Origin of the sequence: Mycobacterium sp. 1164985.4 (genome assembly GCF_001668575.1) — a bacterium.
In the GTDB taxonomy this organism is placed as follows: domain Bacteria; phylum Actinomycetota; class Actinomycetes; order Mycobacteriales; family Mycobacteriaceae; genus Mycobacterium.
On sequence record NZ_LZMD01000071.1, the window covers coordinates 20,561 to 34,335 of the forward strand.

The window sequence follows — 13,775 nt, forward strand, 5'->3', positions numbered from 1 at the left end:
GGCGGCGATCCTACCGTCGACTCCATGACCTCTCCCCTGGTGGTGGGCTTCCTGGCCTCGTTCGCGCTGATCGCGGCGATCGGCGCGCAGAACGCCTTCGTGCTCCGCCAGGGGATCCGAGGTGAGCATGTGCTGGCGGTCGCCGTCGTGTGCACCGCCTCCGACGTCGTGTTGATCGCCGCGGGCATCGCCGGGTTCGGCGCGGTGATCAACGCGCATCCCGGTGCCGTCGACGTTGCCAGATTCGGCGGGGCGGCATTCCTCATCGGCTACGGCGCGCTTGCGGCGCGGCGCGCGCTGCGGCCGTCGGCGCTGACGCCGTCGGAGAAAGGCCCGGCGCGACTGCTGGAGGTTCTCGTCACCTGCCTCGCGCTGACCTGGCTGAACCCGCACGTCTATCTCGACACCGTGGTACTGCTCGGCGCACTGGCCAACGAGCATCGCGACGGGCGCTGGCTGTTCGGCGTCGGGGCCGTCACCGCCAGCGCGACCTGGTTCTTCAGCCTCGGCCTGGGCGCACGCCGATTGGCCTGGTGGTTCGCCGCCCCGACGACATGGCGCGTCCTCGACGCCGTGATCGCGGTCGCGATGATCGGACTCGGGTTGTCGTTGGCGTTCACCTGACACCGCGCTGACGTGATGTTCGCAAGAGCGGGTATGAAGAGGTGATGACGATGCGCTCCACCTCCCACAAGACCGTGTTCATCACCGGCGCCGCCGCCGGCATCGGCCGCGCCACCGCGCTGACGTTCGCCCGCAACGGATACGTCGTCGGGGGATACGACATCGACGAGGTCGGGCTCAAGTCATTGGCCGACGAGATCGAGCGGTCGGGCGGTGTCGCGCACACCGGCCACCTCGACGTCACCGACCCCGACGAGATGGCTACGCGGGTGCGAGAGTTCGCCGAGGCCGCCGGTGGCCGCCTCGACGTGATGATCAACAACGCGGGGATTCTGCGGGCCGGCCGCTTCGAGGAGATGGACATCGCCGGTCATCACAAGGAGATCGACATCAACGTCAAGGGTGTCGTCAACGGCCTCTACGCGGCGTTTCCCTACCTGCGCAAGACCGAGAACTCCGTCGTCGTGAACCTCTCCTCGGCGTCTGCGATCTACGGACAGGCCGAGCTGGCCAATTACAGCGCGACGAAATTCTTCGTTCGCGGAATCACCGAGGCGCTCGACATCGAATGGAATCGGCATGGTATCCGCGTCATCGCGATGTGGCCGCTGTACGTGCAGACCGCGATGACCCACGACATCAAGACCGGCACGACGGACTCTCTCGGCATCCGGCTCACGGCCCAGGACATCGCCGATGCAATCGTCGAGGCCATCGAACCGACGCGGCTGCGACGCCTGATTCACCAGGTGCACTTCCCGGTCGGGACGCAGACCAAGGTGATGACCATCGCCTCCCGGTTCTCGCCGGGTTGGCTGACCCGTTACGCCAATAAGAAGCTGTCGCACTCCTGATGTTGGACTGAGGTTCGAGTCGCGCTGATCACAACGGGTGACCACAGGCGGCGCCCGACGTACGTTCCGCCCATGAACGAAGACTGGCTCGCCGTCATTGTCGGCCTGTCGCTGCTCGCGCTCGTCCTGGTCGGCGCGATTCCGGGAAGCCTGGTCCCGTGACGGAACAGGCAACGACCACGCCGAAGCAGCAGACCTCCGGGGTCGGCTATGCCGTCGCCGGGGTGCTGGTGGTGCTCGCGCTGGGCGCGGTGACGCGCTACCTGGAAGCGCAAGTGCCGCGGTGGGCCGACGGCACCGCGTTCGCAGGCGTCGCCAAGTCCATCGAATTTCCGGTCTACGCCATCGCTTTGGGCCTGCTGGGCAACGTCGTGCTGTCACGGCTGGCCCTGCGCGATGCGCTGGCGCGCGGATTCCGCACCGAGTTCTTCATCAAGACGGGCCTGGTGCTGCTCGGCGCGTCGATCAACCTCAAGGTGCTCGTCACCGCGGCGGGCCCGGCGATCATCCAGGCGCTGCTGCTGATCTCGATCGTGTTCGGCTTCACCTGGTGGCTGGGCGGTGTGCTGCGGCTCGAGGACAAACTGCGGGCGCTTCTCGCGTCGGCGGTGTCCATTTGTGGGGTGAGCGCGGCGATCGCGGCGGCAGGAGCCGTGCAGGCCAAGCGCGAACAACTCGCGTACGCGGCCTCGCTGGTGATCGCGTTCGCACTGCCGTCGATCTTCCTGTTGCCCTGGCTCGCAGACGTTTTCAACCTCTCCGATGCGGTGGCCGGCGCCTGGATCGGCGGCAACATCGACACCACCGCCGCCGTCGCCGCGTCGGGGGCCATCGCCGGCGAGGACGCGCTGCAGATCGCGACGATCGTCAAGACCACGCAGAACGCGTTGATCGGCATTGTCGCGATCGCTCTGACCGCCTACTTCGCGCTGAAGGTCGAGCGCAAGTCCGCGGCGGAGGCCAGGCCGTCGCTCGGGCAGTTCTGGGAGCGCTTCCCCAAGTTCGTGCTCGGCTTCATCGTCGCGTCGATCGTCGGCACGCTGTATCTGGCGTGGGGCGGGAACAAGTCGGCGATCAGCACGGTCAACGACCTGCGGACGTGGTTCCTGATCTTCGCGTTCGTCGCGATCGGCCTGGAGTTCTCGCTCAAGGGGCTCAAGGAGGCGGGTTGGCGCCCGGTCGCGTTGTTCGCCTCGGCCACCGTGGTGAACATCGTCGTGGCGCTCGGTCTCGCCGTCGTGTTGTTCGGGAACTTCCAGGTCGGTTAGCTACGCTCGCCGGGTGGCCAAGGGGCTGAATCGACGAGGCTTCCTGACGGTGAGCGCGGGCGCGGCGCTCGTCGCCGCCGGGTTCACCGCCGGATGCGGTTCGGACAAGCCCGGCACCGTGGCTCGAGACGGCTCGGTCACCGTCAGGCACGTCTTCGGCGAGACCAAGATCCCCGCGCCCCCCAAGCGGGTGGTCAGCGCAGGACTGACCGAACAGGACGATCTGCTCGCGCTCGACGTCGTGCCGATCGCGGTGACCGAATGGTTCGGCGGCGAACCGTTCGCGGTTTGGCCCTGGGCGCGGGCGAAACTCGGAATCGCGCAGCCGACCGTGCTCAGCCTCGCCGACGGCATACAGGTCGATCAGATCGCGGCGCTGAAGCCGGACCTGATAGTCGCCACCAACGCCGGGCTGGACGCCGACACCTACTCGAGGCTGTCCGAGATCGCGCCCACGGTCGCGCAGTCCGGCAGGGAGGCGTTCTTCGAACCGTGGAAGGACCAGGCCACCACCATCGGTCAGGCAGTCTTCAAACACGACGAGATGCAGGCCTTGATCGCCGGCGTCGGCGACAAGTTCATCGCGGTGTCCGAGGGCAATCCCGGGTTCGCCGGCAGGACGGCGGCGCTGTTGCGTGGTCAGCTGGCCGACGGGAAACCGCAGAGGTTGACGCCCGCATGGCGCGCGGAGTTCCTCACGGCGATGGGATTACAAGTCGTCGAGGGGCTCGACGCCGACGTGCTGATCTGGGCCACCGAGTCCGACGAGGAACAAGCCGCGCTGCTGGCCGACCCGGAGATCGCAGGGCGCAGCAAGGCCAACATCTTCACGGGCAAGGAGCTCGCCGGGGCGATCGCGTTCGCCTCCCCGCTGTCCTACCCCCTGGTGGCCGACCAACTGCCGCCGCGCATCGTCGAAGCCCTGGCCTGACCCGCCGGCGCCCCTGAGAGGATTGCCGGGTGACCGCCGACATCGAGACCGAGCACCGCGGGTTCGCGACCACGGGGTCGGCGTACTACCCGACGCTGGTCGCGGTGTTCACCGGTCTGGTGCTGATCTCCAACGTGGCGGCCACCAAGGGCATCGCGTTCGGCCCGCTCGTCGGGGACTGGTCGCTGATCACCGACGGCGGCTTCGTCGTCTTCCCGCTGACCTACGTGATCGGCGACGTGCTGTCAGAGGTCTACGGATTCAAGGCCACCCGGCGCGCCATCTACATCGCGTTCGTGATGGAGGCGCTGGCCGCGTTCACGTTCTGGCTCACCGCGGTGCTGCCGCCCGCCGACTTCTACACCAACCAGGCCGCGTTCGAGGCCGTGATGAAGCCGTTCACGCTGTTGATCGTCGCGGGGCTGGCGGGATTCCTCGTCGGGCAGACGCTCAACGCGTGGGTCGTCGTCAAGATCAAGATGCGGGTGGGCGAGAAACAGCTGTGGGCACGGCTGATCGGGTCGACGGTCGTCGGGGAGTTCGCCGACACCCTGGTGTTCTGCAGCATCGCCGCCGCCGCCATCGGGATCAACACCTGGCGCGACTTCATCACGTATGTCGCGCTCGGGTGGGTCTACAAGACGGCGGTGGAGGTGGTCGTGTTGCCCGTGACGTACCGGGTGATCGCGTTCATCAAGCGCCGCGAACCGACGTATCGGCCCGCCGCTTGAGGCATCGCTAAAACTCCTCTGGCAAGGCTCATAGAGCAGGCGTATTGATAGCTACTCGCGGGTAATTTCGAGTCATGACCGTGACAGCCGAAAAGGAACATGACGTGCGGGGCACCGGCGCCATTCCGATCCGCGACTACGGAGACCACGCGCTGCTGCTCGAACTCGAGGCCACCGCCGAGGTCCTGGCGTGGGCCGACGCGATCCGTAAGGCCGACCTGCCCGGCGTGCTCGACATCGTGCCTGCCGCCCGGACCGTGTTGCTCAAACTCGACGGTCCCCGTTACCAGGCTCCGACCCGGCAGCGCCTCGGCGGACTGCGGACCGACGTCGACCCGGAAGCCGAACTGACGCCGCCTGCCGACGGACGCGCCGACCTCACCATCGACGTCGTCTACGACGGGCCGGATCTCGACGAGGTGGCCCGGCTGACCGGGCTCAGTCGCGACGACGTGGTCGCCGCGCACACCGGCAGCCTCTGGCGGGTCGGGTTCGGCGGGTTCGCACCGGGTTTCGCCTACCTCGTCGGCGGCGACCGTCGACTCGAGGTGCCGCGGCGGTCCGAGCCGCGCACCAAGGTGCCCTCGGGCTCGGTGGGGTTGGCCGGCGAGTTCAGCGGCGTCTATCCGCGGGAGTCTCCCGGTGGCTGGCAGTTGATCGGCCGCACCTCTGCGGTGCTGTGGGACATCGAGCGGGAGAACCCCGCGCTGCTGACGGCCGGCATGTGGATCCAGTTCAAGGCAGTCGAATCATGACGACGACGCTCGAGATCCTGCGTTCCGGTCCGCTCTCGCTGATCGAAGATCTGGGTCGTCCCGGACTTGCGCATATGGGGGTCGGCCGCTCCGGGGCCGCCGACCGCCGCTCGCACACGCTGGCCAACCGGCTGGTGGCCAACCCCGGCGACCGGGCCACCATCGAGGTGACCTTCGGCGGGCTGGCTGCGCGGGTGCGCGGCGGTGATATCGCGATCGCCGTCACCGGCGCCGACACCGACCCGTCCGTCGACGGAGTGCCGTTCGGCACCAACAGCATTCACTACGCACGCGATGGCGAAGTGATTTCGCTCGGCTCACCGCGCTCCGGCCTGCGCACGTATCTGGCGGTGCGGGGAGGCATCGATGTCGAGCCGATACTCGGTTCGCGGTCGTACGACGTGATGTCGGCGATCGGGCCGCAGCCGCTGCAGCCGGGCGACGTGTTGCCCGTCGGCGATCACACCGAGGACTTCCCCGAGCTCGACCAGGCGCCGGTCGCGGCGATCGAGGACGACGTGCTCGAGTTGACCGTGGTGCCCGGGCCCCGCGACGACTGGTTCGTCGACCCGGACGTGTTGATTCGCACCAACTGGCAGGCGACCAACAAGAGCGACCGGGTCGGCATGCGGCTGGTCGGGATGCCGCTGGAATACCGGTGGCCGGACCGGCAGCTTTCCAGCGAGGGCACCACACGCGGGGCAATTCAGGTGCCGCCGAACGGTTTTCCGGTCATCCTCGGCCCCGATCATCCCGTGACTGGCGGATACCCGGTGATCGGTGTGCTGGCCGAGGAAGACATCGACAAGGTCGCCCAGGTGCGTCCCGGACAGACCGTGCGGATGCATTGGTCGCGGCCGCGCCGACCGTCCGGGGACCGTTAGTCACACCGCGCTGGTAGAAAAGCAGTGTGCATGTTCAGGACCCTCTCGTTTCCGTCGTGCGCATCCACAGCGCACGGCTGATCCACACATCCGACCTCGATCCGGAGACCCGCGAGGACGCCAAGCGCATGGTGATCGACGCCTTCGAAGGCGAGTTCACCGAGGCCGACTGGGAGCACTCGCTCGGCGGCATGCACGCGATGATCTTCGACCACGGCGCGCTGATCGCACATGCGGCCGTGGTGCAACGGCGCTTGCTCTACCGCAACACCGCGCTGCGGTGCGGTTACGTCGAAGCGGTCGCGGTGCGCGAGGACTGGCGCGGGCAGGGTCTGGCCCGCGCTGTGATGGACGCGGCCGAGCAGGTGATCCGCGGGGCGTATCAGCTGGGCGCGCTCAGCGCGACGGAGGCCGGCAGGCCCATCTACATCGCGCGTGGTTGGCTGCCGTGGCGCGGTCCGACGTCGGTGCTCGCGCCGGCCGGGTTGACCCGCACTCCTGACGACGACAACGCGCTGTTCGTTCTGCCGGTCGGTGTCGACCTCGACACCGCCTCCGAGATCACCTGTGATTGGCGCGAGGGCGACGTCTGGTGAGGCTCACACCTCGTTCCGGCGCGAGGTGAGGGGAAGTTCACGGCGGGGTCACCGCACGGCACGCTGACGCAATAACGCCTCGTTAACGTGCGATTCATGAGTGGGTGCAGGCTGCGGGCGGTGCCGACACACCTCCGAAATGGCCAAGTAATCGCTTGGAAACATGCGCTGCCTACACAGGTGCCATGACTGAGCCCGACTGGGCGCCGCTGACCGGATTCCGGGTGGCCGTGACCTCCGCCCGGCGCGCCGACGAGCTGAGCGCGTTGCTGCGCCGCCGCGGCGCGACGGTGACCAGCGCGGCGGCGATCCAGATGGTGCCGCTGCCCGACGACGACGAGTTGCGCGCCCACACCGGGGCCCTGATCGACGTGCCGCCGGACATCGTGATCGCCACAACCGGGATCGGACTTCGCGGCTGGATCGCGGCGGCCGACGGCTGGGGACTGGCCGGCGACCTGACCGCCGCCCTCGCGAAGGCGCGCGTGGTGTCCCGCGGACCCAAGGCGACCGGTGCGCTGCGCGCGGCCGGGCTGCCCGAGGAGTGGTCGCCGGACTCGGAGTCGTCGCGCGAACTGCTGCACTACCTCGTCGAGGGCGGTATCGCCGGGCAGCGCATCGCGGTGCAGTTGCACGGGGCCACCGAGGAGTGGGACCCGTTCCCGGAGTTCCTCGACGAGTTGCGCGCCGCCGGTGCCGAGGTCGTGCCGATCCGGGTGTACCGGTGGCACCCGGCGCCGCACAACGGCGAATTCGACCAGCTGGTGGCGGGCATCGCCGACGAGAAGTTCGACGCGGTGAGCTTTACCTCGGCCCCCGCGGTGGCCTCGGTGCTGTTACGGGCCAGAGAGATGGGCCTGGAGAACCGGGTGCTCGCCGCGTTCCGTCGCGACGTCCACGCCATGTGCGTCGGCCCCGTCACCGCGCGCCCACTGGTCCGGCTGGGTGTGCCTACCTCCGCACCCGAGCGAATGCGGTTGGGGGCCTTGGCTCGTCACATCACCGATGAATTGCCGTTGCTGTGCTCGCGGACCATCCGCGTGGCCGGACACCTGCTGGAGATCCGGGGCACCTGTGTTCTGGTCGACGGGGCCGTCAAGCCCGTCTCACCGGCGGGCATGGCGACGATTCGCGCGCTCGCCCACCGGCCGGGAGCGGTGGTGTCGCGCACCGACCTGCTGCGTGCTCTTCCGGGCACCGGCACCGACACCCACGCCGTCGAGACGGCCGTCCTGCGCCTGCGAACGGCGTTGGGCGACAAGAACATCGTGTCGACGGTGGTGAAGCGCGGTTACCGCCTGGCCGTCGAGGACAGTCTGGCGTACGCGCAATGAGCTATCTGTTGGTGGCGCACGGCACCCGCAAGCAGAGCGGTGTCGAGCTGATCGGAGGTCTCGCCGACCGGGTGTCGACGGCACTCGGCGGCCGGGTGCATGTGGCGTTCGTCGACGTCCTCGGCCCCACGCCGAGCGAGGTGCTGCAGACGCTGCCCGACCGGACAATACTGGTGCCGGCGTTCCTGTCGCGCGGGTATCACGTCAACGCCGACATCCCCGCACACGTCGCGGCCAGCGGACATCTCGGCGTCACCGTTACCGAGGCGCTGGGCCCCAGTCCGCAACTGACCCGGGTGCTGATGGACCGGCTCATCGAGTGTGGTTGGCGGCCGGGCGATTCAGTGGTATTGGCTGCGGCGGGGACATCGGATGCGGGCGCGCTGTCGGACCTGCGCCAGATGTCGGCGTTGCTGTCGGCGGTGACCGGCGACCGGGTCGAGCTCGCGTACGCCGCCACCGGCGAGCCGCGGGTGGCCTCTGCGGTCGAGCGGCTGCGTCGCGAAGGCGCCCGGCGAGTGGTTGTGGCGTCGTATCTGTTGGCCGAAGGGCTTTTTCAGGACCGTCTGCGCGACAGCGGTGCGGACGCGGTGGCCGATCCGCTCGGCACCCATCCCGCGATGGTGCGGTTGATCGCCAACCGTTTCCGCCGCGCCCGCGTCCCGCTAGCGGCCTGATAGTCTCCCCGCGAGCAGATCAGCCGCGGACTTCGACCTGGCCGTCGGCGGTGAGGCGCGTCTCGTAGACGGGAAGTGACACATCGGGGTCGTCGAGGCACACGCCGTCGTCGAGCGCGAAGGCCTGCTTCTTGATCGGCGACTGCACGGTCGGGCGACCACCGCGATCGCCGACGATGCCGCGCGACATCACCGCCGCGCCGGAGAACGGGTCGATGTTGCTCACCGCGTGCAGCGAGCCGTCGTCCAGACGGAACAGCGCCGCCTGGCTGCCGTCGGCGAGCAGCACGCCGACGCCGCGGTTCGGGATCAGGAAGTCGTAATGGCAGGCGGCGGTCCAGAGCTGAATCTCGTTGAGCAGTGTCATTTCTGAGGCACCTTCGGCATTCCGATGGACACGGGCACCTTGCGGCCGGACCGCTCGGTGAACTCGACAGTGGGATCGGCGACGTCGGGGGCGTTGACGAACGACACGAAGCGCGACAGTTTGTCCGGATCCTCGAGTACGCCCTTCCATTCGCAGGCGTAGCCCTCGACGTGGCGGGCCATCGCGGCCTGGAACTCGTCTGCCAGGCCCAGCGAGTCGTTGCACACGACGTCGCGCAGATGCTCGACGCCGCCGTCCATCGCCTCCAGCCACGGCGCCGTGCGCTGCAAACGGTCAGCGGTGCGGATGTAGAACATCAGGAACCGGTCGATGTAGCGGATCAGCGTCTCGTCGTCGAGGTCGCCGGCCAGCAGTTGCGCATGTCGCGGCGACATTCCGCCGTTGCCGCACACGTAGAGGTTCCAGCCCTGTTCGGTGGCGATGACGCCGACGTCCTTGCTCTGCGCCTCCGCGCATTCGCGGGCGCAACCCGACACCGCCATCTTGATCTTGTGCGGGGCCCGCAATCCGCGATAGCGCATCTCGATTCGGACGGCCATGTCGACGGAGTCCTGTTGCCCGTAGCGGCACCAGGTGCTGCCGACACAACTCTTGACCGTACGCAGCGCCTTGCCGTAAGCATGGCCGGATTCCATACCGCCCTCGACGAGGCGGCGCCAGATCTCGGGAAGCTCGTCCACGCGCGCGCCGAACATGTCGATGCGTTGACCGCCGGTGATCTTCGTGTACAGGCCGAAGTCCCTGGCGATTTCGCCGATCAGGATCAGCTGCTCCGGTGTGATCTCGCCACCGGGCGAGCGCGGCACGACCGAGTAGCTGCCGTTCTTCTGGATGTTGGCCAGGAAGTGGTCGTTGGAGTCCTGCAGCGACGCCTGTTCCCCGTCGAGGATGTGATCGCTGCTCGTGGAGGCCAGGATCGACGCCACCACCGGTTTGCATATGTCGCAACCCTTTCCGGTGCCGAAGCGTTCGATCAACCCCGAGAACGTGCGGATCTCGGTGGCGTTGATGATCTCGAACAGCTCGGCGCGCGACTGGCTGAAGTGCTCGCACAGCGCCTTGGACTGTTCGACGCCCTCGGCTTCCAACAGCTGCTTGAGCAGCGGCACACAGGAGCCACACGAGGTGCCCGCCAGCGTGCACTTCTTCAGGCCGGGCACATCGGTGCATCCCCCGCCGATGGCTTCCTTCAGGTCGCCCTTGGTGACGTTGTTACACGAGCAGATCTGCGCGATGTCGGGAAGCGCTCCGACACCCAATCCCGTTGCGCCACCCTCAGAAGCGGGAGCGATCAGCGACAACGGATCCCCGGGCAACTCGCTGGCGACCATCGGTCGCAGCACGCCGTAGGCCGACGCGTCGCCGACCAGGATTCCGCCCAACAGGGTCTTCGCGTCGTCGGAGAGCACGAGCTTGGCGTAGGTCTGCTTGACCGGATCGTTGACCACGACGTCGAGGCAGTTGGGTGTGCGGCCCTGGGCGTCGCCGAAGCTGGCCACATCCACGCCGAGCAGCTTGAGCTTGGTCGACATATCGGCTTCGGGGAACTCGGCCGCACCGCCGAGCAGGCGATCGGCAACCACCTCCGCGCTGGTGTAACCGGGGCCGACCAGTCCGTAGCAGCGGCCTTCGATCGCGGCGACCTCACCGATGGCGTAGATGTCGGGATCGCTTGTGACGCAGGACAGGTCGGTCAGGACGCCACCGCGTTGTGCGATGTCCAGTCCGGCTTCGCGCGCGAGTTCGTCGCGGGGGCGGACACCGGCGGCGAATACGACGACGCCGGTGTCGATGTGGCTTCCGTCGTTGAGCGAGAGCCGCACCGAGTCGTCCTGTTCGGATTTGCGCAGCGGTTTGTTGCGTTGCACCGGCGCGATGCTTTCGGTACCGACGCCGGTGTGCACCTCGATGCCGAGGCTCTTGATCATCCGGCTCAGCAGCGCGCCGCCGGCCTCGTCGAGTTGCGCGGCCATCAGATGCGGCGCCATCTCCACGACGTGGGTCTTCAACCCGAACGCGCGCAACGCGTTCGCAGCCTCCAGGCCGAGCAGCCCGCCACCGATCACGACGCCGACCGGCGTCTTGGAGCCGAGCGCCGTGCCCGCACCGGCCCGGATCGCGTCGAGGTCGTCGAGCGTGCGGTAGACGTGGCAGACAGGAAGGTCGCGGCCCGGCACCGGCGGCACGAACGCATACGACCCGGTCGCCAGCACCAGGACGTCGTACGCCACCTCGGCGCCGTCGGCGGTCGTCACCGCCTTGGCCGTTCGGTCGATCGCGGTGACCCGGGTATCCAGCCGCAGCTCGACGAGCTCGTCATCCGGGTAGTCGTTACCCGTGAGCGCCAGCCGGCCGCGATCCCAGTGCTCGGTGTATCCGGTGAGCCCGACCCGGTCGTAGGCGGCATCTGTTTCCTCGGCGAGGATCGTCACCCGCCATTCGCCGTCGGCGTCGCGCGACCGCAACGCCTCGACGAACCGGTGACCGACCATGCCGTGGCCGACCACCACCACGTTTCTCGTTGACCGCATGCCGCCGACGCTAAGCAGCCGATATTGCCGCAATGTCGCCCCGTGTGAAGCACCGATCACGGTGTGCTCACATCCGCCGACGCCCGCTGTGAGACCGACGAGGGGCTTCGCTGACAGCGAACGATCATCGGGAACATGAGCGTGGGCGACTCAAGTTTTAGGGGATGAGCGACCGGCACCGGGCCGGTCCGAACAGCGAGGAGGACAGGTTATGAGCACGTTGGCATTGCGGACTCGTCCCGCGTGGGATCTGGACCGGTGGGTACGCGACTTCTTCGGCCCCGCGACCGCCGACAGCTGGGGCACGGGTGTGTTCACCCCCGCCGCGGAGGTCATCAGGGACGGCGATGACGCGCTCGTTCGCGTCGAACTCCCCGGCCTCGACGTCGAGAAGGACGTGAACGTCGAGGTCGACCGCGGTTACCTCGTCATCCACGGCGAACGTCGGGACGAGTGGTCGGAAGACAAGGACGGTCGCACGCTGCGTGAGGTGCGCTACGGGTCGTTCCGTCGGTCGTTCAAGCTCCCCGAGCACGTCACCGGCCAGGACGTCAAGGCCGAGTACGACGCAGGGGTGCTGACGGTCCGGATCGCCGGTGCCCATCGGGGCAACGAGACGCAGCGCATCGCGATCGAAGCCAAGAAGTAAGCAAACCGACCCCGCAGCCGGTGGAACCCCCGAGGTTCCACCGGCTGCGTCGCATCACTCCTGCGTCGGAGTCGTGGTGGGTTCCCCCGACGGCTCGGGCGTCCTGACCTCCGGCGGCGGCTCGGGCGCCCTGACCTCTGTGGTCTCCACGCTGGGCATCGTGTAGCTGGGGGTGGTCGTCGTTGTGGTGGTGTACGTCAACGGAATCGACGTCGCCGCCGGTGGCGGCACGGTCGCGGGAACCTTCGCGGCGTCGGATGTGCGCAGCACCGCGTAGATCAGGATCGCGACCAGCACGGCCGCGACCACGCCGGCGGCCATGACCAGCGACTGGTCGTCCTGCCAGTTCAGATCGTCGTCGGACACGTCGTCCCCTCTAGACCCAGCGCAGCAGTATCTCTTTGGCCTGCGCCGACAGCGCACGCTGCAGGAAGGGCCCGAAACTGACCCGCGCCACGCCGAGCGGTCCGAACGACGCGGGGTCGTCCTGATCGGGCAGGCCGATCGCGTTCACCGGAAGCGGTAGCTCGGATGTCAAGCGCCGCAACGCATCCGGATCATGTCGGCCGACGGGGTAGAGCACGTCGGCGCCCGCAGCGGCGGCCTCGGTCAGCCGGGCGATCGCGCGGTCGACGCGATCGGACTCCTGCCCGTCCTGGCGCAAAAACAGGTCGGTGCGCGCGTTGATGACGACATGCACACCGGTCGCGTCGGCCGCTTCGCGGAGCGCGCCGACGAGTTCGGCGTGTTCGCTCGACGAACGCAACCGGCCGCCCTCGCTGTGCACGGTGTCCTCGATGTTGAACCCGACGGCGCCGGCCTCGAGCAGACCGTCGATCAGCCGCGCGGGCGGTTGGGCGTAGCCGGATTCGAGGTCGACCGACACCGGCACGTCGACCGCCGCGGTGATCTGCTTGACACGGGCGACCACATCGTCGAACGACATCCCCTCACCGTCGGGCTTGCCCACGGAATCGGCCAGCGGATGGCTGCCGACGGTGAGCGCAGCAAATCCTTCGTCGACCGCGAGCCGGGCCGACCAGGCGTCCCAAACGGTCGGCAGAATGACCGGGTTGCCCGGTTGATGCAATGCCAGCAGGGCGTCGGCCCGCTGTTTGAGGACCTGGTCGGGCATCGGGCCTTCTCCTTCGGTTTGACGTGATCTGTCTCACGGTGCACTGCATGATGTAGCTAGCATCGGGTGTCGTACTGTGATGCCTGACACCCTTCAGCCCAAGGAGGTCAATTGTCCAGCACTACCGAACTTGCCGAGCTGCACGAGCTAATCGGACGGCTCCGGCGGTGCGTGACGTCGCTGGCGTCGAGGTACGGGGACACCCCGGCGACGCGTCGGATCGTCAACGACGCCGAACGCCTCCTCAACGACATCGACCGTCTCGACATTGACGCCGAAGAGCTGGAGCTGGCCCGAGGCGTGGTGCACCACCACGCCGGAGACCGCATCCCTATCCCGGACACCCAGTACGACACCGATTTCTGGCGCGGTGTCGACGACGAAGGGCTCGGTGGCGTCCGCTGATGCGGCCAACCGA

General features: G+C 67.9%; 16 protein-coding genes. 12 read left to right on the forward strand and 4 right to left on the reverse strand.

Going from position 1 to position 13,775, the window contains the following annotated elements; all coding sequences use genetic code 11:
- Window positions 1–24: 24 nt before the first annotated feature.
- The 10 genes from A5650_RS14680 to A5650_RS14725 all read left to right on the forward strand — a co-directional run bounded on the left by A5650_RS14680 (window position 25) and on the right by A5650_RS14725 (window position 8,654).
- Window positions 25–624 (forward strand): LysE/ArgO family amino acid transporter, encoded by a 600-nt coding sequence (locus A5650_RS14680; protein WP_067292620.1) that lies wholly within the window; start codon window positions 25–27, stop codon window positions 622–624.
- Window positions 625–674: 50 nt separating this feature from the next.
- Window positions 675–1,478, forward strand: a complete 804-nt coding sequence (locus tag A5650_RS14685) for an SDR family oxidoreductase (protein ID WP_197501884.1) — start codon at window positions 675–677, stop codon at window positions 1,476–1,478.
- Between the two features lie 158 nt (window positions 1,479–1,636).
- Complete coding sequence (locus tag A5650_RS14690) at window positions 1,637–2,746, forward strand: YeiH family protein (protein WP_067292626.1); 1,110 nt, start codon at window positions 1,637–1,639, stop codon at window positions 2,744–2,746.
- A 13-nt stretch (window positions 2,747–2,759) separates the two neighbouring features.
- Complete coding sequence (locus tag A5650_RS14695; protein WP_067292629.1) at window positions 2,760–3,677, forward strand: ABC transporter substrate-binding protein; 918 nt, start codon at window positions 2,760–2,762, stop codon at window positions 3,675–3,677.
- 29 nt (window positions 3,678–3,706) lie between these two features.
- Window positions 3,707–4,408, forward strand: coding sequence for a queuosine precursor transporter (locus A5650_RS14700; protein ID WP_067292635.1), 702 nt, complete (start codon window positions 3,707–3,709; stop codon window positions 4,406–4,408).
- Window positions 4,409–4,482: 74 nt separating this feature from the next.
- Window positions 4,483–5,163 carry a 5-oxoprolinase subunit B family protein gene (locus tag A5650_RS14705; RefSeq protein WP_067292647.1) on the forward strand — a complete coding sequence of 227 codons (681 nt, stop codon included), beginning with the start codon at window positions 4,483–4,485 and terminating at the stop codon, window positions 5,161–5,163.
- Window positions 5,160–6,047, forward strand: a complete 888-nt coding sequence (locus tag A5650_RS14710) for a 5-oxoprolinase/urea amidolyase family protein (protein ID WP_067292652.1) — start codon at window positions 5,160–5,162, stop codon at window positions 6,045–6,047. Before A5650_RS14705 ends, A5650_RS14710 begins: the two co-directional genes overlap by 4 nt.
- 26 nt (window positions 6,048–6,073) lie before the next feature.
- Window positions 6,074–6,643 carry a GNAT family N-acetyltransferase gene (locus A5650_RS14715; RefSeq protein ID WP_067292656.1) on the forward strand — a complete coding sequence of 190 codons (570 nt, stop codon included), beginning with the start codon at window positions 6,074–6,076 and terminating at the stop codon, window positions 6,641–6,643.
- Between the two features lie 185 nt (window positions 6,644–6,828).
- Window positions 6,829–7,977 (forward strand): uroporphyrinogen-III synthase, encoded by a 1,149-nt coding sequence (locus tag A5650_RS14720; protein WP_067292659.1) that lies wholly within the window; start codon window positions 6,829–6,831, stop codon window positions 7,975–7,977.
- Window positions 7,974–8,654, forward strand: coding sequence for a sirohydrochlorin chelatase (locus A5650_RS14725; RefSeq protein ID WP_067292662.1), 681 nt, complete (start codon window positions 7,974–7,976; stop codon window positions 8,652–8,654). The genes A5650_RS14720 and A5650_RS14725 overlap by 4 nt, the downstream gene beginning before the upstream one ends.
- Window positions 8,655–8,673: 19 nt before the next feature.
- Here the strand turns inward: A5650_RS14725 and nirD are convergent, their stop codons facing one another.
- Window positions 8,674–9,021: a nitrite reductase small subunit NirD gene (gene nirD / locus A5650_RS14730; protein ID WP_067292665.1), complete on the reverse strand. Its 348-nt coding sequence runs from the start codon at window positions 9,019–9,021 to the stop codon at window positions 8,674–8,676.
- On the reverse strand, window positions 9,018–11,573 hold the full coding sequence (gene nirB / locus A5650_RS14735; protein ID WP_067292668.1) for a nitrite reductase large subunit NirB: 2,556 nt from the start codon (window positions 11,571–11,573) through the stop codon (window positions 9,018–9,020). The genes nirD and nirB overlap by 4 nt, the downstream gene beginning before the upstream one ends.
- Before the next feature lie 211 nt (window positions 11,574–11,784).
- On the opposite strand from nirB, the gene A5650_RS14740 reads away from it, so the two are divergent.
- Window positions 11,785–12,222, forward strand: coding sequence for an Hsp20/alpha crystallin family protein (locus tag A5650_RS14740; protein WP_067292670.1), 438 nt, complete (start codon window positions 11,785–11,787; stop codon window positions 12,220–12,222).
- Window positions 12,223–12,276: 54 nt separating this feature from the next.
- Here the strand turns inward: A5650_RS14740 and A5650_RS14745 are convergent, their stop codons facing one another.
- Together A5650_RS14745 and A5650_RS14750 are read right to left on the reverse strand one after the other, a co-directional pair.
- On the reverse strand, window positions 12,277–12,588 hold the full coding sequence (locus A5650_RS14745; RefSeq protein WP_067083327.1) for a hypothetical protein: 312 nt from the start codon (window positions 12,586–12,588) through the stop codon (window positions 12,277–12,279).
- 10 nt (window positions 12,589–12,598) lie between these two features.
- Window positions 12,599–13,357 (reverse strand): isocitrate lyase/PEP mutase family protein, encoded by a 759-nt coding sequence (locus A5650_RS14750; RefSeq protein ID WP_067292673.1) that lies wholly within the window; start codon window positions 13,355–13,357, stop codon window positions 12,599–12,601.
- A gap of 111 nt (window positions 13,358–13,468) precedes the next feature.
- Here A5650_RS14750 and A5650_RS14755 point away from each other — a divergent pair, with 111 nt between their 5' ends.
- Window positions 13,469–13,762 (forward strand): Rv0250c family protein, encoded by a 294-nt coding sequence (locus tag A5650_RS14755; protein ID WP_067083331.1) that lies wholly within the window; start codon window positions 13,469–13,471, stop codon window positions 13,760–13,762.
- The last annotated feature ends 13 nt before the right edge of the window (window positions 13,763–13,775 follow it).